The 21,121-nt window shown below is 69.5% G+C and carries 20 protein-coding genes; 9 read left to right on the forward strand and 11 right to left on the reverse strand.

The genetic code is table 11. The annotated features are described in order from the left end of the window. Positions 1-16 precede the first annotated feature (16 nt). The 7 genes from IEZ25_RS05030 to IEZ25_RS05060 all read left to right on the forward strand — a co-directional run bounded on the left by IEZ25_RS05030 (position 17) and on the right by IEZ25_RS05060 (position 7,000). Complete coding sequence (locus tag IEZ25_RS05030) at positions 17-1,273, forward strand: MFS transporter (protein ID WP_224748573.1); 1,257 nt, start codon at positions 17-19, stop codon at positions 1,271-1,273. 204 nt (positions 1,274-1,477) lie between these two features. Further along, entirely contained in the window at positions 1,478-1,849 is a 372-nt protein-coding gene (gene rpsL, locus IEZ25_RS05035) for a 30S ribosomal protein S12 (protein ID WP_056599611.1), read from the forward strand. Next, positions 1,849-2,319: a 30S ribosomal protein S7 gene (gene rpsG, locus IEZ25_RS05040; protein ID WP_191198320.1), complete on the forward strand. Its 471-nt coding sequence runs from the start codon at positions 1,849-1,851 to the stop codon at positions 2,317-2,319. The genes rpsL and rpsG overlap by 1 nt, the downstream gene beginning before the upstream one ends. A gap of 86 nt (positions 2,320-2,405) precedes the next feature. Continuing rightward, positions 2,406-4,520 (forward strand): elongation factor G, encoded by a 2,115-nt coding sequence (gene fusA / locus IEZ25_RS05045; protein WP_191198321.1) that lies wholly within the window; start codon positions 2,406-2,408, stop codon positions 4,518-4,520. Between the two features lie 74 nt (positions 4,521-4,594). Continuing rightward, on the forward strand, positions 4,595-5,788 hold the full coding sequence (gene tuf, locus IEZ25_RS05050) for an elongation factor Tu (RefSeq protein ID WP_191198322.1): 1,194 nt from the start codon (positions 4,595-4,597) through the stop codon (positions 5,786-5,788). A gap of 113 nt (positions 5,789-5,901) precedes the next feature. Then, on the forward strand, positions 5,902-6,273 hold the full coding sequence (locus IEZ25_RS05055; protein ID WP_191198323.1) for a VOC family protein: 372 nt from the start codon (positions 5,902-5,904) through the stop codon (positions 6,271-6,273). Positions 6,274-6,391: 118 nt separating this feature from the next. After that, positions 6,392-7,000, forward strand: coding sequence for a mismatch-specific DNA-glycosylase (locus tag IEZ25_RS05060; protein WP_318152056.1), 609 nt, complete (start codon positions 6,392-6,394; stop codon positions 6,998-7,000). A gap of 46 nt (positions 7,001-7,046) precedes the next feature. Here IEZ25_RS05060 and IEZ25_RS05065 read toward each other — a convergent pair whose 3' ends face one another. From IEZ25_RS05065 to IEZ25_RS05115, 11 genes are read right to left on the reverse strand one after another with little or no spacing between them, the layout of a single operon-like run. Then, entirely contained in the window at positions 7,047-7,490 is a 444-nt protein-coding gene (locus IEZ25_RS05065) for a VOC family protein (protein ID WP_191198324.1), read from the reverse strand. A 9-nt stretch (positions 7,491-7,499) separates the two neighbouring features. Beyond that, on the reverse strand, positions 7,500-7,958 hold the full coding sequence (locus IEZ25_RS05070) for a helix-turn-helix domain-containing protein (RefSeq protein ID WP_191198325.1): 459 nt from the start codon (positions 7,956-7,958) through the stop codon (positions 7,500-7,502). Next, positions 7,955-9,313, reverse strand: a complete 1,359-nt coding sequence (locus IEZ25_RS05075) for a transaminase (protein WP_318152057.1) — start codon at positions 9,311-9,313, stop codon at positions 7,955-7,957. Before IEZ25_RS05075 ends, IEZ25_RS05070 begins: the two co-directional genes overlap by 4 nt. Before the next feature lie 49 nt (positions 9,314-9,362). Further along, on the reverse strand, positions 9,363-10,817 hold the full coding sequence (locus IEZ25_RS05080) for an NAD-dependent succinate-semialdehyde dehydrogenase (RefSeq protein ID WP_191198327.1): 1,455 nt from the start codon (positions 10,815-10,817) through the stop codon (positions 9,363-9,365). Beyond that, positions 10,817-12,172, reverse strand: a complete 1,356-nt coding sequence (gene gabT / locus IEZ25_RS05085) for a 4-aminobutyrate--2-oxoglutarate transaminase (RefSeq protein ID WP_191198328.1) — start codon at positions 12,170-12,172, stop codon at positions 10,817-10,819. The genes IEZ25_RS05080 and gabT overlap by 1 nt, the downstream gene beginning before the upstream one ends. Further along, positions 12,169-13,464, reverse strand: a complete 1,296-nt coding sequence (locus tag IEZ25_RS05090) for a saccharopine dehydrogenase family protein (RefSeq protein WP_224748493.1) — start codon at positions 13,462-13,464, stop codon at positions 12,169-12,171. The genes gabT and IEZ25_RS05090 overlap by 4 nt, the downstream gene beginning before the upstream one ends. Positions 13,465-13,484: 20 nt before the next feature. Beyond that, a complete protein-coding gene (locus IEZ25_RS05095) occupies positions 13,485-14,369 on the reverse strand; it encodes an ABC transporter permease (RefSeq protein WP_191198329.1) in 885 nt (294 codons plus the stop codon). Position 14,370: 1 nt separating this feature from the next. After that, positions 14,371-15,291 carry an ABC transporter permease gene (locus tag IEZ25_RS05100; protein ID WP_191198330.1) on the reverse strand — a complete coding sequence of 307 codons (921 nt, stop codon included), beginning with the start codon at positions 15,289-15,291 and terminating at the stop codon, positions 14,371-14,373. Next, positions 15,288-16,388 (reverse strand): ABC transporter ATP-binding protein, encoded by a 1,101-nt coding sequence (locus tag IEZ25_RS05105; RefSeq protein WP_191198331.1) that lies wholly within the window; start codon positions 16,386-16,388, stop codon positions 15,288-15,290. The genes IEZ25_RS05100 and IEZ25_RS05105 overlap by 4 nt, the downstream gene beginning before the upstream one ends. A gap of 1 nt (position 16,389) precedes the next feature. Beyond that, complete coding sequence (locus IEZ25_RS05110) at positions 16,390-17,640, reverse strand: ABC transporter substrate-binding protein (RefSeq protein ID WP_191198332.1); 1,251 nt, start codon at positions 17,638-17,640, stop codon at positions 16,390-16,392. Positions 17,641-17,644: 4 nt separating this feature from the next. Continuing rightward, positions 17,645-19,090 carry a gamma-aminobutyraldehyde dehydrogenase gene (locus IEZ25_RS05115; RefSeq protein ID WP_191198333.1) on the reverse strand — a complete coding sequence of 482 codons (1,446 nt, stop codon included), beginning with the start codon at positions 19,088-19,090 and terminating at the stop codon, positions 17,645-17,647. 168 nt (positions 19,091-19,258) lie between these two features. On the opposite strand from IEZ25_RS05115, the gene IEZ25_RS05120 reads away from it, so the two are divergent. Both IEZ25_RS05120 and IEZ25_RS05125 read left to right on the forward strand, forming a co-directional pair. After that, positions 19,259-19,717, forward strand: a complete 459-nt coding sequence (locus tag IEZ25_RS05120) for an Lrp/AsnC family transcriptional regulator (RefSeq protein ID WP_191198334.1) — start codon at positions 19,259-19,261, stop codon at positions 19,715-19,717. A 2-nt stretch (positions 19,718-19,719) separates the two neighbouring features. Next, on the forward strand, positions 19,720-21,093 hold the full coding sequence (locus IEZ25_RS05125) for an aspartate aminotransferase family protein (protein WP_191198335.1): 1,374 nt from the start codon (positions 19,720-19,722) through the stop codon (positions 21,091-21,093). Positions 21,094-21,121: the final 28 nt, after the last annotated feature.

Raw genomic sequence — 21,121 nt, forward strand, 5'->3', positions numbered from 1 at the left:
TCCCACCTTCCGATCCCTGGCCAACCCCAACTACCGCCGCTACGCCGCCGGTGGTGTCGTGTCCAACACCGGCACCTGGATGCAGCGCGTCGCGCAGGACTGGCTGGTCCTCCAGCTCGCGGGCGCGTCCGGCGCGACCGCGCTGGGCATCACGACCGGCCTGCAGTTCCTGCCGTTCCTGCTGCTGACCCCGGTGGCCGGACTCGTCGCCGACCGCGTGCCGAAGCACCGGCTGCTCCAGCTCACCAACCTCGGCATGGCACTGCCCGCCGCCGTGCTCGGCCTGCTCGCCGTGACCGGCACCGCCGAGGTGTGGCACGTCTACGTGCTCGCCCTCCTGCTCGGCTCCGCGTCGGCCTTCGACGCGCCCGCGCGCCAGTCGTTCGTCTCCGAGCTCGTCGACCCCGTCGACCTGACCAACGCGGTCGGCCTCAACTCCGCCAGCTTCAACGCCGCCCGCCTGGTCGGACCCGGCCTCGCCGGCCTGCTCATCGCCGCCCTCGGCGGGGGAGCGGTGGGCACCGGCTGGGTCATCCTCTTCAACGCGGTGTCGTACGCCGCTCCGATCTGGTCGCTGCGCCACCTCGACGTCAGTCGGATCGACGCCGCCGCGCCCGCCGACCGCGGACCCGGTGCGATCAAGGAGGGTCTGGCCTACGTGCGTGCCCGCCCCGACCTGCTGCTGATGCTGAGCATGGTGTTCTTCGCCGGCACCTTCGGGCTCAACTTCCAGATCACCTCGGCGCTCATGGCGACCGAGGTCTTCGACAAGGGTCCCCAGGAGTTCGGCCTGCTCGGCACCTTCCTCGCGATCGGCTCGCTGAGCGGCGCCCTGCTCGCGGCCCGGCGCGCCGTGGTCCGGCAGCGACTGGTCGTGGGCTCGGCGCTCGCCTTCGGCGTGTCGGTCATGCTCGCCGGCCTGATGCCGACCTACCTGACCTTCGCGCTGCTGGCTCCGGTGACCGGCCTCACCGCGCTGACCTTCATCACCGCGGCCAACACCTACATGCAGCTGCACACCGACGCCGGGGTGCGCGGTCGGGTGATGGCGCTCTACCTGATGATCTTCATGGGTGGCACACCGATCGGCGCGCCCATCATCGGCTGGATCGGCCACGAGTACGGCGCCCGCTGGACGCTGCTGGGCGGTGGACTCATGACGATCGTCGGGGTTGCCCTGTCTGCGATGATGTACCTACGGCTCGAGCGGGCTCGTCGCGAGCGGGTCACCGCCGTCGCCGAGCCGGCTGCGACGGCTCCTGCGGCGTTTTGACCCTGCCGTAGCGCCCGAGTAGCCTCGCTCTTTGTGTCTGGCCTGTCCAGACCCATGCCCACGCTCAGCCGTACCGATCCTTGGTAGGCGGCCGTCAGCGCCGCACCCCGGCCTGCTGGCATCAGGCACACGCAGCAACGCACGACATCCGAGTCCGGCACCTCGCCGGGCCGTGACGAGAAGACAGAGAGAGGGAACCACCCGGTGCCCACCATCAACCAGCTGGTCCGCAAGGGCCGCCAGGACAAGGTGTCGAAGTCCAAGACGCCCGCCCTGAAGGGATCCCCGCAGCGCCGTGGCGTCTGCACCCGCGTCTACACGACCACCCCGAAGAAGCCGAACTCCGCCCTCCGCAAGGTCGCCCGCGTGCGCCTGAGCAGCGGCGTCGAGGTCACCGCCTACATCCCGGGTGTCGGTCACAACCTGCAGGAGCACTCGATCGTGCTCGTGCGCGGCGGCCGTGTGAAGGACCTTCCCGGTGTCCGCTACAAGATCATCCGCGGCACGCTCGACACCCAGGGTGTCAAGAACCGCAAGCAGGCCCGCAGCCGCTACGGCGCGAAGAAGGAGAAGTAATGCCTCGCAAGGGTCCCGCGCCCAAGCGCCCCCTCGTCGTCGACCCGGTCTACGGCTCGCAGCTGGTCACCCAGCTCGTCAGCAAGGTCCTCCAGGACGGCAAGAAGGCTGTCGCGCAGCGCATCGTCTACACCGCTCTCGAGGGTTGCCGCGACAAGACCGGCACCGACCCCGTCGTCACGCTCAAGCGTGCGATGGACAACGTCCGCCCGGCCCTCGAGGTCAAGTCCCGCCGCGTCGGCGGTGCGACCTACCAGGTCCCTGTGGAGGTCAAGGCCAACCGCTCCACCACGCTGGCCCTGCGCTGGCTCGTGGGCTACGCCGCCGACCGCCGCGAGAAGACCATGGCCGAGCGCCTGATGAACGAGATCCTCGACGCGAGCAACGGCCTCGGCGCCGCTGTCAAAAAGCGCGAGGACACCCACAAGATGGCCGAGTCCAACAAGGCCTTCGCCCACTACCGCTGGTGACGTCGGGAGGTCGTACGTCCGCCCGCAGCGGTCGTACGACCTCCCACCCACCGCCCCACCAACCTTCGAGGGACTGAGACACAGACGTGGCCGTCGACATCACCACCGACCTCAACCAGGTCCGCAACATCGGCATCATGGCGCACATCGACGCCGGCAAGACCACCACCACCGAGCGCATCCTCTTCTACACCGGCATCACCTACAAGATCGGTGAGGTCCACGAGGGCGCCGCCACGATGGACTGGATGGAGCAGGAGCAGGAGCGCGGCATCACGATCACGTCCGCCGCGACGACCTGCTGGTGGAAGAAGCACCAGATCAACATCATCGACACGCCCGGCCACGTCGACTTCACCGTCGAGGTCGAGCGCTCGCTGCGCGTCCTCGACGGCGCCGTCGCCGTCTTCGACGGTGTCGCCGGTGTCGAGCCGCAGTCCCAGACCGTGTGGCGCCAGGCCAACAAGTACGCCGTGCCGCGCATGTGCTTCATCAACAAGCTCGACCGCACCGGTGCCGACTTCTACAAGTGCGTCGACTCCATCGTCGATCGCCTGCACGCCACCCCGCTGGTCCTGCAGCTCCCGATCGGCGCGGAGTCCGACTTCATCGGCGTCGTCGACCTGGTCGAGATGCACGCCAAGGTGTGGCGCGGCGAGACCGAGATGGGCGAGGACTACGCCGTCGAGGAGATCCCGGCCGACCTGGTCGAGAAGGCGGCCGAGTACCGCGAGAAGCTCGTCGAGACCGTGGCCGAGGCCGACGACGACATCATGGAGGTCTACCTCGAGGACGGTGACGTCTTCGACGTCGCGACCCTGAAGGCCGCCATCCGTCGCGCGACGCTCGCCGACAAGCTCAACCCGATCCTCACCGGCACCGCGTTCAAGAACAAGGGAGTCCAGCCCCTGCTCGACGCCGTCGTCGACTACCTCCCCTCGCCGCTCGACGTGGACGCGATCGTGGGCCACAAGCCCAACGACGAGGAGTCGGAGATCCGGCGCCTGCCCAGCGACGACGAGCCCTTCTCCGGCCTGGCCTTCAAGATCGCCTCGGACCCGCACCTGGGCAAGCTGATCTACGTGCGCGTCTACTCCGGCAAGCTCGAGGCCGGCTCGACCGTGGTCAACTCGGTCAACGGTCGCAAGGAGCGGATCGGCAAGGTCTACCAGATGCACGCCAACAAGCGTGAGGAGATCGCGTCGGTCGGCGCCGGCCAGATCGTGGCCGTCATGGGCCTGAAGGACACCAAGACCGGTCACACGCTCTCCGACCCGCAGAACCAGGTCGTGCTCGAGTCGATGACGTTCCCGGCCCCGGTGATCGAGGTCGCCATCGAGCCGAAGACCAAGGGCGACCAGGAGAAGCTCGGCACCGCGATCCAGCGGCTCACCGAGGAGGACCCCACCTTCACCGTCAAGACCGACGAGGAGACCGGCCAGACCATCATCGCCGGCATGGGCGAGCTCCACCTCGAGGTCTTCGTCGACCGGATGAAGCGCGAGTTCAAGGTCGAGGCCACCGTCGGCAAGCCGCAGGTCGCCTACCGCGAGACCATCCGCCGCAAGGTGGAGAACCACTCCTACACCCACAAGAAGCAGACCGGTGGCTCGGGCCAGTTCGCCAAGGTGGTCATCTCCATCGAGCCGAACATCGACCCCGAGACCGGCACCGGCGCGGGCTACGAGTTCGTCAACGCCGTCTCCGGTGGCCGCGTGCCCCGCGAGTACATCCCCTCGGTCGACCAGGGTGCCCAGGAGGCGCTGCAGTTCGGCATCATGGCCGGGTTCCCGATGGTCGACGTGAAGGTCACGCTCGAGGACGGCGCCTACCACGACGTCGACTCCTCCGAGCTCGCCTTCAAGATCGCCGGCATCGCGGCGTTCAAGGAGGCCGCGCACAAGGCCAAGGCCGTGCTGCTCGAGCCGATGTTCGCCGTGGAGGTGACCACGCCGGAGAGCTTCCTCGGCACGGTCATCGGCGACATCAACTCCCGCCGCGGTCAGATCCAGGCACAGGAGGAGCGTCACGGCGACCTGGTCGTCAACGCCCTCGTGCCGCTGTCAGAGATGTTCGGGTACGTTGGCGACCTGAGGTCCAAGACCTCTGGTCAGGCGTCGTACTCGATGGAGTTCGACTCGTACGCCGAGGTTCCCGCGAACATCGCCGACGAGATCGTGAAGAAGGTCCGCGGCGAGTGATCGTCGCCGGATCCTCGGCACCCAGCTACACACCCCACCCACGAGTCAAGTAACAACAATCAGGAGGAGCCCCAGTGGCTAAGGCGAAGTTCGAGCGGACCAAGCCGCACGTCAACATCGGCACCATCGGTCACATCGACCACGGCAAGACGACGCTGACCGCGGCGATCACCAAGGTGCTGCACGACAAGCACCCGGACCTCAACGAGGCTTCGGCGTTCGACCAGATCGACAAGGCTCCCGAGGAGCGCCAGCGAGGCATCACGATCTCGATCGCGCACGTCGAGTACCAGACCGAGTCGCGCCACTACGCGCACGTCGACTGCCCCGGTCACGCCGACTACATCAAGAACATGATCACCGGCGCGGCCCAGATGGACGGTGCGATCCTGGTCGTGGCCGCCACCGACGGCCCCATGCCGCAGACGCGTGAGCACGTGCTGCTCGCCCGCCAGGTCGGCGTGCCGGCCCTGGTCGTGGCGCTCAACAAGTGCGACATGGTCGACGACGAGGAGCTCATCGAGCTCGTCGAGATGGAGGTGCGCGAGCTCCTCTCCGAGTACGAGTTCCCGGGCGACGACATCCCCGTGGTGCGCGTGGCTGCCTTCCCGGCCCTGCAGGGTGACGAGAAGTGGGGCGAGTCCATCGTCGAGCTCATGAACGCCGTCGACGAGGCGATCCCGACCCCGGAGCGCGAGACCGACAAGCCGTTCCTCATGCCCGTCGAGGACGTCTTCACGATCACCGGTCGTGGCACCGTCATCACCGGTCGCATCGAGCGCGGCATCGTCAAGGTCAACGAGGAGGTCGAGATCATCGGCATCCGCGACACCGCCCAGAAGTCGACCGTCACCGGCGTCGAGATGTTCCGCAAGCTCCTCGACGAGGGCCAGGCGGGCGAGAACGTCGGTCTGCTCCTGCGTGGCACCAAGCGCGAGGACATCGAGCGCGGCATGGTCGTCATCAAGCCGGGCACCACGACGCCTCACACGAACTTCGAGGCCTCGGTCTACATCCTCAGCAAGGACGAGGGCGGCCGTCACACGCCGTTCTTCAACAACTACCGTCCCCAGTTCTACTTCCGTACGACTGACGTGACCGGTGTTGTGACCCTGCCCGAGGGCACCGAGATGGTCATGCCGGGTGACAACACCGAGATGTCGGTCGAGCTCATCCAGCCCATCGCCATGGACGAGGGCCTGCGCTTCGCCATTCGCGAGGGTGGCCGCACGGTCGGCGCCGGCCGCGTCGTCAAGATCACCAAGTGATCACCGCCGGTCGCTGACCGGCACCTGGCACCACCGAGACCCCGTCTCCCGTGAGGGAGGCGGGGTCTCGTGCTCCAGCGCCGATGTCAGTGGGCGCGGGTACGGTCACCGGCATGACCCTGAGCATCGGCATGATCACGATCGACACCCCGGCGGCGACGCCACTCGCGACCTGGTGGGCGGAGCGGTTCGGCGCCGCGGTCGTGCAGGACTTCGGCGGGGAGTTCGTCATCCTCGGTGGGGGCGGCCTGCCGGTGCTGCTGGGGTTCCAGCAGGTCGAGGACGCCACCCCGGGGAAGAACCGCATCCACCTCGACCTGGCAGCATCCGACCTCGACGGCGCGGTCGACGAGCTCGTCGCGGCAGGTGCCGGGCTCGTGGAGCGCCGCGGTGACGACACCTTCCGCTGGGTCACCCTCACCGACCCCGACGGCAACCTGTTCTGCGTCTCCGGACAGCACGACGCCGAGCAGGCGCTCACCTGAGCCAGAGCCTCCTCGTCGCCCGCGCGGGCCGGGTGGCAGGATCTCGGTCCATGGATGTCCGGGCCCTCGAGGCCGCCGTCTCCCGCGCAGGGTCCAGGCCCCGGGTGGCGGTGCGCCCGTGCGGCGCACCGCCCGCCCCGTGCTGACGGCGATGGGGTTCACCAGGGCCGAGCTGGAGTCGTTCCGCGACACCGAGGTGGCCGACCTCCTCCCGGCCCGCGAGCAGGCGCTGCACCTGCTCTTCGTCGGCATCAACCCCGGGCTGTGGACGGCCGCCACGCAGACCCATTTCGCCCACCCCGGCAACCGCTTCTACCCGGCACTGCTGCGCGCCGGGATCCTGACGAGCCCGGTCGACCAGTCCGCGGGCATGAGCGACGACGACCGCGATGCCCTGCGTCGTCGCGGCATCGGCATCACCAACCTGGCGGCCAGGGCCACGGCGCGGGCCGACGAGCTCAGCGCGGACGAGCTGCGCGACGGTGGCGAGAAGCTCCGAGCCCTCGTGGACGATCGACGCCCCCGCGTCGTGGCGGTCGCCGGCATCACCGCCTACCGCAGTGCGTTCGGCGACCGGTCGGCCCGCGCCGGCGAGCAGGCCGAGCCCTGGGGGACCTCACGGGTCTTCGTCGTGCCGAACCCGTCCGGGCTCAACGCGCACGAGACCGTCGAGTCTCTCGCGAGGGCCTACGCCGAGGCGGCCCGCGCCGCCGGGGTCATCGGATAGTCCCCGAGGTCCTGGGTGCCCGGATCGTCGGGGCCACCGGCAGCCGTCAACCCATGTCGACACCCTCGAAGTCCTCGGGGGTGTAGTCACGCTTCTCGACCAGCACCATCCAGTTGCCGGAGTTGTCCCGCATGAGCGCCTCGACGCCGTACGGCCGGTCCTCCGGCTCCTGGAGGAACTCCACGCCCTTGGCCTTCAGCTCCTCGTAGGTGGCGCGGCAGTCGTCGACGTCCAGGCCGACGCCCGGCAGCCCACCCTCGTCCTGCGCGCGGCGCATCGCCTCGATCAGGTAGTCGGGGAGCGGGCCGCTCGGCGTGGTCAGGTGCAGGTGGATCTCGGGCTGCTTGGGGTGGAAGACGGTGCACCACCGGAAGTCGGGACCGAGCTGGAGGTCGTCGCCGGCCTCGAAGCCGAGGACGTCGGTGTAGAAGGCGAGGGACTCGTCGATGTCCTTCACCCACACGGACACGAGTGAGGTGTTGGTGATCATGGGACGAGCCTAGGAAGCGTCCTCGCCGTCCTGCTTCTCCTGCGTTGCGCTCCTCGCCTCGCGCTCGACGAGCCCGGCCATGAAGACGTAGCAGCCGGGGATCCGCGGATTGCCCCGCGCGCCGTAGCGCTTCTGGAAGTCGCTCGGGCTCTCGCCGACGATCGTGCGGAACGTCGAGCTGAACGACCCGAGGCTGCTGTAGCCGATCGCGTGGCACACCTCGGTCACCGTGAGGTTGGCGGCGCGGAGCAGGTCCTGCGCGCGCTCGATCCGTCGCTCGGCGAGGTACGCCGCCGGGGTGACCCGATAGGTCACGGAGAACGACCGGAGGAAGTGGTAGCGGCTCATCCCGGCGAGGCCGGCGAGGTGGTCGAGGTCGAACGGCTCGGCGAAGTGCCGGTCGAGGTGGTCGCGTGCGCGCCGCAGGTGGATGAGCACGTCGCCGGGAACTCGGCGCCCGGCACTCATCCGACCAGGGCCTCCACGGCTCCGCGGAAGGCCGAGGTGTGTGCGTCGACGTCCGCCTGAGTGTGGAACGGCGAGAAGAGCGACATGTTGTGGAAGGGCGCCAGCAGCACGCCGCGGTTGACCGTCCAGAGGTGGAAGAACGCGTCGAGCTCCTCGTCGACGGCGGCTGCCGCCTCCGCGCCGTGACGCGGGGGAGGGCAGAACCAGTACTCCGCCCGGCACCCGAGCCGCTGCACGTGCCACGGCAGGCCGTGCTCGTCGATGACGGCTCGGATGCCGTCGGTGAACGACTCGGCGAGCGGGACGGCCACGTCGAAGTCCTCCTGGCGCAGCGCCGTGGAGAGGGTCGCGCGGACCGCCGCCATCGCCAGTGCCGAGCCCGCGAGCGTCCCGCCGACCCCGGCCACGTCGATGTCGTGGCCGAGCATCGGACCCTCGAGCCGCGCTGCGACCTCCGCGCTCATGCCGTACGCCGCCACGGGTATGCCGCCGCCGATCGGCTTGCCGATGACGACGAGGTCGGGCTCGAGGTCCCAGGCGGCTGTCGCGCCGCCGGGTCCCGCGCAGATCGTATGGGTCTCGTCGTTGACCAGCAGGACCCCGTGGCGCCGGGTGATCTCACGGACGCCGGCGAGGTAGCCCTCGTCGGGCAGCACGATCCCGATGTTGGTCAGCGCGGGCTCCATCAGCAGGCAGGCGACGTCGCCCTCGGCCAGCCGAGCCTCGAGCGCGTCGAGGTCGTTGAACGGGACGACGGCCGTCGTGACGGAGACGTCGACCTGCGGTCCGAGTGCGCCGGGTCGGGGGACGACCCGGTCACCGGCGCGCCCGTGCTCGAGCACGCCGAGCGTCTCGTCGACGGTGCCGTGGTAGCACCAGTCCATGACCGCGATCCGCGGCCGCCCGGTCAGGTGGCGAGCGAAGCGGAGCACGAAGCGGTTGGCGTCCGTGGCGGTCATCGCCATCTGCCAGCGGGGGAGACCGAAGCGGCGACCGAGCTCGCCGGCGACCCACGTCGCGTCGGTCGAGGGCAGCATCGTGGTGATCCCGCGCTCGGTGCGCTCGCGCACCGCGTCGGCCACGGCGGGCAGGCAGTGACCGGTCATCGACCCGGTGTCACCGAGGCAGAGGTCGACGTGGTCGATGCCGTCGACGCACGTGAAGCGGCCGCCCTCCGCCGACTCGACGAAGAGCGGGAAGGACCCGGGCCACCGCGTCATCCACGGCATCGGCACGCCCGCGAGCAGGTGCTCGCCGGCCTCGGCCGCCAGCCGTGCGGACGTCGGGTGGAGGTCGACGAAGCGCCGCTCCTCCTCGGCGTGCAGCGCTGCCAGGCGCTCGCGGTCGATCCTCACCACGGGCGGCTCACAGCCCGTCGGCTCCGGACGTGTCCTGGACCGTGGGTCACAGGGCGCTGCCGACGTACTTGGTCTCGAGGTACTCCTCGATCCCCTCGAAGCCGCCCTCGCGGCCGAAGCCGGAGTGCTTCACCCCGCCGAACGGCGCCGCCGGGTTGGACACGACGCCGGTGTTGACGCCGACCATGCCGAACTCCAGCGCCTCACTGACCCGCAGCACGCGCGCGTGGTCGCGGGTGAAGACGTAGGCGACCAGGCCGTACTCGGTGTCGTTGGCGCGTGCGACGGCCTCGTCCTCGGTGTCGAAGGTGGCTACGGGCGCGACCGGGCCGAAGATCTCCTCGCGGAACAACCGCGCCGAGGCGGGTACGTCGACCAGCACCGTGGGCGGGTAGAAGTAGCCCGGCCCCTCGGGGATCGCTCCGCCGACGACGGCCTTCGCGCCGCCGGACACGGCGTCCTCGACCAGCTCGTGCACGCCCTCGCGCGCCTTCTCGGTGATGAGCGGCCCCACCTCGACGCCGTCCTCGGTGCCGTCGCCGACCCTGAGCGATCCCATCCGCTCGGCCAGCTTCGCGGAGAACTCCTCGGCGAGCGAGGTGTGGACGAGGAAGCGGTTGGCCGAGGTGCAGGCCTCGCCGATGTTGCGCATCTTGGCGAGCATCGCGCCGTCGACGGCCGCGTCGACGTCGGCGTCGGCGAAGACGAGGAACGGGGCGTTGCCGCCGAGCTCCATCGAGACGCGGAGCAGCTGGTCGGAGGCCTGCGAGACGAGCTTCTTGCCCACCGCGGTGGAGCCGGTGAAGGTGAGCTTGCGGAGCCGGAAGTCGGTGATGATCGGCTCGCAGACGCCACCGGAGTCGGTCGTGGTGAGGACGTTGAGCACGCCGGCCGGGAGGCCGACCTCCTCGAGCAGCGCGGCCAGGGCGAGCATGGTGAGGGGCGTCTCGGCGGCGGGCTTGACCACCATCGTGCAGCCGGCAGCGATGGCGGGCCCGATCTTGCGGGTGCCCATGGCGAGCGGGAAGTTCCAGGGCGTGATCATCAGGGTCGGGCCGACCGGCCCCTTCATGGTGACCAGGCGGGTGTTGCCGGCCGGCGCCTCGGAGTAGCGGCCGTGGATCCGCACCGCCTCCTCGGAGAACCACCGGAAGAACTCCGAGCCGTAGGCCACCTCGCCCTTCGCCTCCGACAACGACTTGCCCATCTCCAGGGTCATCAGCCGAGCGAAGTCGTCGGCGCGCTCGTGGAGGAGCTCGAAGGCGCTGCGCAGGACCTCGCCGCGCTTGCGGGGCTCGGTGGCGCGCCACTCCTGCTGCGCGGCGGCTGCTGCCGCCAGCGCGCGCTGACCGTCGGCCGGGGTCGCGTCGGCCACGGAGGCGAGCACGGATCCGTCGGCCGGGTTGGTCACCTCGAAGGAGGCGCCCCCGCTGGCGTCGACCCACTCACCGCCGATCAGCAGCTGGGTCGGCACGTGCTGGGTCGTCGTCAGGTCGCTCATCACTCCACCTTGCCACCAGCGACGGCCGCGTCGAAGGCCGCCTCGAAGATGTCGAGGCCCTCGGCGAGCAGGTCGTCGTCGATCGACAGGGGTGGGAGGAAGCGGAAGACGTTGCCGAAGGTGCCGCACGTGAGGGTCACCAACCCCTCGGACGAGCAGGCCCGGTGGACCGCGCCGGCGAGCGCGGCGTCCGGCGTACGTCCCGGGCCGTCGACGACCAGCTCGACGGCCAGCATCGCGCCGCGACCACGGATGTCGCCCACCCGGTCGGGGTGCCGCTCTGCCAGGGCGCGCAACCGTGGCAGGAAGATCGCCTCGATCTCGCGCGCGCGTCCGCGGAGGTCGGAGGACTCCATCGTCTCGATCGCGGCGAGCGCGGCTGCGCAGGCGACCGGGTTGCCGCCGTAGGTCCCGCCGAGCCCTCCGACGTGGACGGAGTCCATCACCTCGGCGCGTCCGGTGACGGCGGCCAGCGGGAGGCCGCCCGCCATGCCCTTGGCGGTGGTGACGAGGTCGGGCACGACGCCCTCGTGGTCGCAGGCGAACCAGTCGCCCGTGCGCGCGAAGCCGGTCTGGATCTCGTCGGCGATCAGCAGGATGCCGTGCTCGGTGCACCACTCGGAGACGCGCTTGAGCCATCCCGACGGCGGGACGATGAATCCGCCCTCGCCCTGGATCGGCTCGATCAGCACGGCCGCGCAGCTGTCCTCGCCCACCTGCGCGTGCACGGTCGAGACGAACGCGTCGAAGGCCTCGTCGGCGCACGCCTCGGCGCCTCCCGGCCAGCGGTAGGGGTAGGCCATCGGGGAGCGGTAGATCTCGCCGGCGAAGGGGCCGAAGCCGTGCTTGTAGGGCATGTTCTTCGCGGTCAGCGCCATCGTGAGGTTCGTCCGGCCGTGGTAGGCGTGGTCGAAGACGACGATGGCGTCGCGGCCGGTGTGGTGGCGCGCGACCTTCACGGCGTTCTCCACGGCCTCGGCGCCGGAGTTGAAGAGCGCCGAGCGCTTCTCGTGCTCGCCGGGGGTGAGCTCGGCGAGCTTCTCGCAGACCGCGACGTACTCCTCGTAGGGGGTGACCATGAAGCAGGTGTGGGTGAAATCGGCGACCTGGCGTTGCACCGCCTCGACGACCCGTGGCGAGGCGTTGCCGACCGTCGTGACCGCGATGCCGGAGCCGAAGTCGATGAGCTGGTTGCCGTCGACGTCGCGCAGGATGCCGCCGCCGGCCTGCTCGACGTAGACCGGCAGCGTGGTGCCGACCCCGGCCGAGACGCTCGCGACCTTGCGCGCCTGCAGCGCCTGCGAGCGCGGTCCCGGGATCTCGGTGGCGAGGATGCGTTGCTGGGTCAGGCTCATGCCTGGTTCTCCGTTCGGTCGTCGAGTCCCCACGGGGACCCGTACCCCTCGGGTCGGGGTGCTGACAGCAGGTCGAGGAACGGCTTCGGTGGCAGTGCCTCGGGGCCGAGCACGCCGGCGCCCGACCAGCTGCCGTCGGCCAGGAGCTCCAGGGCGACGACGGGGTTGATCGCGGTCTGCCACACGACGCACTGCGCGCCGTAGTCGCGCATCGAGTCGGCGTTGTCGACCACGTGGTAGAGGTACGTCGACCTCGGCGCACCGTCCTTGCCGGTGCCGGTGACCCAGAGGCCGGCGCACGTCTTGCCCTCCATGCGAGGTCCGATCGTGGCGGGGTCGGGGAGGCACGCGGCGACCACGTCGCGGGGGGACACTTGCACGCCCTTGACCGTCACCGGCTCGGTCGAGTCGAGCCCGAGCGTGTGCAGCGTGCGCAGCATCGCGATCATCTCCTCGCCGAGGCCGTACTTGAACGTCACGCGATCGGCCTCGACCCAGCGCGGCATGAGGAGCACCTCCTCGTGCTCCACGTGCACGCACTCCACCGGGCCGATGCCCTCGGGGAAGTCGAAGATCTCTGGCTCGGCGAACGGAGGAAGGGTGAAGAAGCCCCCCTCCAGGTCGCCACCGGCGCGCTCCCGCTCCCACACGACCGGCGGGTTGAGGCACTCCTCGATGATCGTCCACATCGAGAAGCCGGGCGCGAAGACCTCGTTGCCGTCGTCGTCGCGGATCACCAGGTTGGCGCCGTCGCGGGTGCCCAGCTCGTCGATGTGGTCGAAGAGCTCGTCGGCGGCGTAGCGCGCGAACACGTCGGAGAGCCCGGGCTCGACGCCGATGCCGAGCAGCGCCAGCCGACCGGCCGACTCCCACTCGCCAGCCATGGCGAACTGCTCGTCGCCGAGCTTCACGCCGACCTTCTCGTAGGGCGCGTCAGGGTGGCGTGCCGACAGGCTCATCGCCATGTCAAGGTAGTCGGCACCGGCGGCGAGGGCGCCGGTGAAGAGCGGCATCACGAAGCGGGGGTCGACGGCGTTGAAGACGTGCGTCGCCCGCACCTCCCGTGCCAGCGCGGCCACGGCGTCGGCGTCCGAGGCGTCGACCCGGGACGCCGAGAAGCGCTCCTCGCCCGTCCGTCGTTCGCGCACCGCGGCGACCGTGCGCTCGGCCCGTGAGAGGTCGTGGTCGGCGACGACCCATGCCTCGAAGAAGTCGCGCTCTGCGGCGATGCGCGCGGCAGCGTCGCCGACCCCGCCCGCCCCGACCATCAGCACCCGCATGGGGTCCGGCATGTGTGTCTCTCTCCTCGTGCTCATTGCTTCTGTCGTGACGCCCGCATCGAGCCCACGACCTGCGCACCTATGACGAGCAGGACCGCGAGCAGGAACATCGAGAACCCGATGACGTTGGCCTCGGCAGGGATGCCGCGGCGTGAGGCGACGTAGACGAACTTGGGGAACGTGGACTCGTTGCCGGAGACGAAGTTGGTGATGATGAAGTCGTCGAAGGACAGCGAGAACGCGAGCATCGCGGCGCCCGCGATGCCCGGCAGGATGAGGGGGAAGGTCACCTTCCAGAAGGTCTGCATCGGGCTGGCGTAGAGGTCCTGCGCCGCCTCCTCGATCCGGGGGTCCAGCGACTGGATACGCGCCTTGACCGTGACGACCACGAAGCTCAGGCAGAACATGATGTGCGCGAACACGATGGTGCCGAAGCCCAGGTGGATGCCGATGTTGGAGAATCCCTGCACGAAGATGGTCAGCAGGGCCGCGCCCATCACGATCTCGGGCGTGGCCATCGGCACGAAGATCAGCACGTTGCTGGCGGCCTTGCCGCGGAAGCGGTAGCGGACCATCGCCAGTGCCATGAGCGTGCCGAGCACGGTCGCGACGACCGTGGAGATCGCGCCGACCTGCAGCGACGTCACCAGCGACTCGCAGGCGCCCGCCACCCGGCAGGGGTCCTGCCAGTGCTTCCAGGTGAAGCCCTGCCACACGATGTTGGTCTTGCCGTGGTCGTTGAACGAGAACACGAACGTGTAGGCGACCGGCAAGAAGAGGTAGAGCAGCACCAGGATCGCCGACAGCATCGCGAAGTGGTTGGCCAGCCAGAGCTGGGCGCGCTTCGCCGCCGAGGGGCGGTAGGCCGGTGAGGACGGCGTGGACGTGGTGTCGGGTCGGGGCGTCGTCGTGGCCATGTCAGACCAGCTCCTCGGTGCCGAACCGGCGGACGTAGAGGAAGACCATCATCAAGATCGCCGCCATCAGCGTGAACGACAGCGCGGCTGCGACCGGATATCCACCGGGGATGGCGAGGAACTGGTCGTTGATGACGTTGCCGACCATCTTCCCGCGCTGGGGGCCGAGCAGCTCCATGTTGACGAAGTCGCCGGCCGCGGGGATGAAGGTGAGCAGCGTGCCGGCGAGCACGCCGGGCATCGACATCGGCAGGGTCACCGTGCGGAAGGTCGTGAAGCCGTTGGCGTAGAGGTCCCCGCCGGCCTCGATGATGCGCGGGTCGGCGCGTTCGAGCGAGGCGTAGATCGGCAGCACCATGAAGGGCAGGAAGTTGTAGGTCAGGCCGGCGATCACGGCGAGCGGGGTGTTGATGATGTGCCCGCTCGGCAGCAGGTGGAAGAAGTTCAGCGTCTGGGCGACCCAGCCCTCGTCGGCAAGGATCTGCGACCACGCGAAGGTGCGCAGGATGAAGGAGGTGAAGAAGGGCGCCACGACGCAGATCATCATGAGGTTGCGCCACTTGCCGGCCTTGAAGGCCATCGCGTAGGCGAGCGGGTAGGCCACCACGAACGCGAGGAACGTCGCCAGCCCCGCGTAGACGAAGGACCGCGCGAAGTGCGGCGCGTAGTCGGTCAGCGCACTGACGTAGTTGGCGAAGTTGAGGTCGCGGTAGTAGTAGCCGGGGAAGCCGGGATAGCGGCTCTGCAGGCTGACCGAGGCCAGCTGCACGAGCGGGAGGATGAAGAAGACGCCGAGCCACAGCACGCCCGGCAGCAGCAGGAGGTACGCCGTCCAGCTGCGCTTCTGTGTCTCGGGGGGCGGTGCCACGGGGTCGACCGACGGGTCCCCGGCGACCTGCGCCGCCTGGGCGAGCGACGTCACTGCGCGTCGGCTTCCACGCCGAAGGCGTGCCCGGGGTTCCAGGTCAGCCACACCTCGTCGCCGGGACGGAGGTCGATCGGCTCGACGTCGAGGTTCTGCTCGTAGCAGCTCCACGTGGTCCCGCTCGGCATGTCGACCAGGTAGCTGGTCGCGACGCCGAGGAACGACACGTCGCGCACGACGCCCTTGACGTCGTTGCCGGCGCCGTCGGGCTGCTTGCGCGAGACCGTCACCTTCTCGGGACGTACGCCGAACAGCACCTCGCCGTCGTGGACCTGCGAGCGGTCCCGGGCGATCCTCACCTTGGTGCCGAGCACGTCGGCCACGAGGTGGTCGCCGTCGGTGCCCTCGATCGTGCCCACGCCCGTGTTGGCCTGGCCCAGGAAGTTCGCCACGAAGCGGGTGCGCGGGAGGTCGTAGAGCAGGGCCGGCGGCCCGAGCTGCTCGATGCGTCCCCTGTTCATCACCGCGACCGTGTCGGCCATCGTCATGGCCTCCTCCTGGTCGTGGGTGACGTGGATGAAGGTGAGGCCGACCTCGGTCTGGATCCGCTTGAGCTCGACCTGCATCTCGCGCCGCAGCTTGAGGTCGAGGGCGCCGAGCGGCTCGTCGAGGAGCAGCACCTCCGGGTGGTTGACCAGCGCCCGTGCCAGTGCCACGCGCTGCTGCTGGCCGCCGGAGAGCTGGGCGGGCTTGCGCCCCGCGAACTGCGTCATCTGCACCAGCTCGAGCGCCTCGTCGGCGCGCGCCGCGGCGTCCTTCTCCTTGCGGCGCTTGGGCCCGAAGGCGACGTTGTCGCGGATGGTCAGGTGCGGGAACAGCGCGTAGGACTGGAAGACGGTGTTGACCGGCCGCTCGTAGGGGCGAGAGCCGGTGAGGTCGGTGTCACCGATCGTCACCCGTCCCGCGGTGGGCTGCTCGAGGCCGGCCACCATCCGCAGCGTGGTCGTCTTCCCGCAGCCGGAGGGCCCCAGCAGCGCGAAGAACGAGCCGCGCGGCACGAGCAGGTCGATGTCGTCGACGGCGGTGAAGTCGCCGAACGACTTGGTCACGTTGTGCAGCTCGAGGTCACCACGTGCCTCGCGGAATCCCGCCATGTCAGTTCCCCATCACCTTCGTGGACCACAGGTCGGCGAACTCGATGTCCTCCTCGGCATCGAGGACGCGGAACGACTGGATGTTGTTGTCCGCGATGTAGTCGGCGGTGGGGAAGATGAAGGGGCTCTCGGCGAGGTCGGGGTCGATCTTCTCCATCTCGGCCTGCGCTCCGTCGACGGGGCAGACGTAGTTGACCCAGGCGGCGACCTGTGCGGCCACGGCCGGCTCGTAGTAGTAGTTCATCAACGTCTCGGCGTTGCGCCGGTGGGTGGAGGTGATCGGCACCATGAGGTTGTCCGACCAGAGCGTGCCACCGGACTCGGGGATGGTGAAGGTCCAGGAGTCGTCGCCGGTGTCGGCGCCGAGCACGAAGATGTCGCCGCTCCAGGTGATGCCGGCGACGGCGTTGCCGCTGGTGAGGTCCTCGAGGTAGGAGTTGCCCTTCACCTTGCGGATGTAGCCCTCCTCGATCTTCTGCTCGATGAAGTCCAGTGCCGCCTCGAACTCGGCCTTGCCCCAGTCGCTCGAGATGTCGACGCCCTGTGACTGCATCACCAGGCCGGCGGTGTCGCGGAACTCCGAGAGCACGACGACGCGGCCCTTGAGGTCGTCGGTCCAGAGGTCGTCGAGCGACTTCAGCTCCCGTCCGACCTTCTGCCGGTTGTAGCCGATGCCCGCGAAGCCGCTCTGCCACGTGATGGAGTGCTCGCGGCCAGGGTCGAAGGAGACGTCCTTGAGCGGCTGCAGCAGGTTGCTGACCACGTGGGGCATCTGGATCAGCTCCAGCGGCTGGCAGAGCTGGTCGCGGATGACCCGTGCCGCCATCCAGTCGGTGAAGGTGAAGATGTCGCGGTCGATGCTCTGGCCCGCACGCAGCTGCGGACCGACCTTGGCGTAGTAGGAGTCGTTGTCGTCGACGTCCTCGCTGTAGCTGACGCGGATCCCGGTCTGCTCCATGAACGCCTCGAGGGTGGGCGACTGCGTCTCCTTGCCGTTCATGTCGAGGTACGCCGTCCAGTTCGCCCACTTGAGCGTCTTGTCGGTGTCGGAGACGTCGGTGGGCAGGTCGAGCGCCGCCGCTCCTCCGGCGGGTGGCTTCGGCGGGGCGCACGCGGTGAGGGCTGCGGCGGAGCCGGCCGCGAGTCCGGTGCCGAGGAGGGCCCGGCGGCTCAGCCCGCCGGACATCGCTCGGACCACCGCGGCGGCCTCGGGCGCGAGCGGGCGCCGTGACCGGCGTGGGATCGGTGTCATCGCCTCAACTCTCGATGTTGGCCATCACGTGCTTGATGCGGGTGTAGTCCTCGAAGCCGTACATCGAGAGGTCCTTGCCGTAGCCGGACCTCTTGTAGCCACCATGCGGCATCTCGGCGACGAGCGGGATGTGGGTGTTGATCCAGACGCAGCCGAAGTCGAGCGCCCTCGACATCCGCATCGCGCGGCCGAAGTCCCTGGTCCACACCGAGGACGCGAGCCCGTAGTCGACACCGTTGGCCCACCGGACCGCCTCGGCCTCGTCGTCGAAGCGCTGCACCGTGATGACGGGGCCGAAGATCTCGTTCTGGACGGCCGAGTCGTCCTGGCGCAGCCCCGACAGCACGGTGGGCTCGAGGAAGTAGCCGTCGCCGAGGTCCGTGCGTCGGTTGCCGCCGGCCGACACCGTGGCGTGCGACGGGAGGTCGTCGATGAAGCTCGTCACGTGGGCGAGCTGCCGGGCGTTGTTGACCGGCCCGAACAGCGCGTCCTCGTCGTCGGGCAGCCCGACCGGTGCGGAGCTCCTGGCGTAGTCGGACAGCGCGGCGACGAAGTCGTCGTGGATGGCGGGGGCGGCGAGCACGCGGGTGGCCGCCGTGCAGTCCTGGCCCGCGTTGAAGTAGCCGGCGATCGCGATGCCCTCCACCGCGGCCTCGATGTCGGCGTCGTCGAAGACCACGACCGGGGCCTTGCCGCCGAGCTCGAGGTGGACCCGCTTCAGGTGCGGGGCGGCGCTCGCGGCGACCTCGGCACCGGCACGCACCGAGCCGGTGATGGCGACGAGGCTGGGTGTGCGGTGCTCGACGAGCAGGCGTCCGGTCTCCCGGTCGCCGGTGACGACGTTGAGGGTCCCCGCCGGCAGGAACTCCGAGGCGAGCTCGGCCAGCCGGAGGGTGCTCTCCGGAGTGGTGTCGCTCGGTTTGAGCACGACGGTGTTGCCGGCCGCGAGCGCCGGGCCGATCTTCCAGATCGCCATCAGCAGCGGGTAGTTCCAGGGCGTCACCTGGCCCACGACGCCGATCGGCTCGCGCCGGATCCACGACGTGTGGCCCGCGAGGTACTCGCCGGCCGCCTTGCCCTCGAGCACGCGGGCGGCGCCGGCGAAGAAGCGGAGCTGGTCCACCATCGGCGGGATCTCCTCGCTCGCCACGAGCGCCTTGATCTTGCCGGTGTTGCCCGACTCGAGGTCGATGAGCTCCTCGGAGTGCGCCTCGATGGCGTCGGCGAACCCGAGCAGCGCCTGCTGACGCTCGCTGGGCGTGGTCCGCCCCCACTCGGCGAACGCCGCGTCCGCGGCGGCATAGGCGGCGTCGACCTCCTCCGCTCCGCTCACCGGGGCGTGCGCCACGACCTCGCCCGTGGTCGGGTCGATGACGTCGCTGGCGGACCCGGAGCCGGCGTCGACGTAGGAGCCGCCGATGAAGTTGCGGAGCGTGCGTGGGCCTGTCACGTGGATCCTCCCTGTCGGGTGCGGTGCAGGGAGACTAGGCCCGCAGGCGTGTCAATCTCCAGAGGTGCACGGAACAAATGTGCGGGAATCGCGGAATTAATCCGCTCGAAATGCGGATTCCGCGCTAGGTGGCTTGCTAAGTCGCGGTCCGCGCATCACCATGGGCGCATGACAGACGGTCCCGTGCGCCTCGATGCCACCGCGAAGCGGATCATCGAGCTGCTCCAGGAGGACGGCCGGATCTCGTACGCCGCGATCGCGAAGGCGGTCGGCCTGTCCGAGGCCGCGGCCCGCGCGCGGGTCCAGAAGCTGCTGGACTCCGACGTCATGCAGGTGGTGGCGGTCACCGACCCCACCCAGGTCGGCTTCACCCGCCAGGCGATGATCGGCGTCCGCACCGAGGGCGACCCCATGACGGTGGGGGACCACCTCGCCGAGGTGCCCGAAGTCGACTACGTGGTCACCACGGCCGGCAGCTTCGACCTCCTCGTCGAGGTGGTGTGCGAGGACGACCCGCACCTGCTCGACGTCATCCGCCAGATCCGCGAGGTCGACGGAGTGGTCTCCTCGGAGACCTTCGTCTACCTCAAGCTCAACAAGCAGCACTACAACTGGGGAACACGATGAGCATGAACGAGTCCTTCGACTACCAGGCCGCGGGGCGTGACCACCTGTGGCTGCACTTCACCCGGCACTCGACCTACGAGGACGGCGGCGAGATGCCGCTGATCGTCAAGGGCGAGGGGCACAGGATCTGGGACAGCCACGGCCGCGAGTACATCGACGGCCTGGCCGGACTGTTCGTCGTCCAGGTCGGCCACGGGCGTGACGAGCTCGCCGAGGCGGCGGCGAAGCAGGCCAAGGAGCTGGCGTTCTTCCCGCTGTGGTCCTTCGCGCACCCGAAGGCCGTCGAGCTGGCCGACCGGATCGCCTCGATGGCGCCGGGCGACCTCAACCGGGTCTTCTTCACCACCGGCGGTGGCGAGGCCGTCGAGTCGGCCTGGAAGCTGGCCAAGCAGTACTTCAAGCTGACCGGCAAGCCCAACAAGCACAAGGTCATCTCGCGCGCCGTGGCCTACCACGGCACCCCTCAGGGGGCGCTCTCCATCACCGGCATCCCGCCGCTGAAGGAGATGTTCGAGCCGCTGGTCCCGGGTGCGCACAAGGTGCCCAACACCAACTTCTACCGGCGCCCCGAGTTCGTCGGCGACGACGAGAAGGCCTTCGGTCGCTGGGCCGCGGACCGCATCGCCGAGGCCATCGAGTTCGAAGGCCCCGACACGGTCGCCGCCGTCTTCCTCGAGCCGGTGCAGAACGCGGGCGGATGCTTCCCGCCGCCGCCCGGCTACTTCGAGCGGGTGCGCGAGATCTGCGACCAGTACGACGTGCTGCTCGTCTCCGACGAGGTCATCTGCGCGTTCGGCCGGGTCGGTCAGATGTTCGGTGCCGCCGAGTTCGGCTACCAGCCCGACATCATCACCTGCGCCAAGGGCATGACCTCGGGCTACTCGCCCATCGGCGCGATGATCGCCAGCGACCGCCTGTTCGAGCCCTTCAAGTCGGGCACGACGGCGTACGCCCACGGCTACACCTTCGGCGGCCACCCCGTCTCCTCGGCCGTCGCGATGGCCAACCTCGACATCTTCGAGCGCGAGGGCCTCAACGACCACGTCCAGCAGAACGCTCCTGCGTTCCGCGCGACGCTGGAGAAGCTGCTCGACATCCCGATCGTCGGCGACGTCCGCGGTCACGGCTACTTCTACGGCATCGAGCTGGTCAAGGACCGGGAGACCAAGGAGACCTTCGACGACGCGGAGTCCGAGCGGCTGCTCCGCGGCTACCTCTCCGGCGCGCTGTGGGAGGCCGGGCTCTACTGCCGCGCCGACGACCGTGGCGACCCGGTCATCCAGCTCGCGCCGCCGCTCATCATCGGCCAGCCCGAGTTCGACGACATCGAGCAGCGGCTGCGCTCGGTCCTCACCGGGGCGCTCGCCCACCTCTGACCCACTCGCCGCACGCCTCCTCGTCGCT

Source organism: Nocardioides hwasunensis, from assembly GCF_014779665.1.
GTDB classification, from domain to species: domain Bacteria; phylum Actinomycetota; class Actinomycetes; order Propionibacteriales; family Nocardioidaceae; genus Nocardioides; species Nocardioides hwasunensis.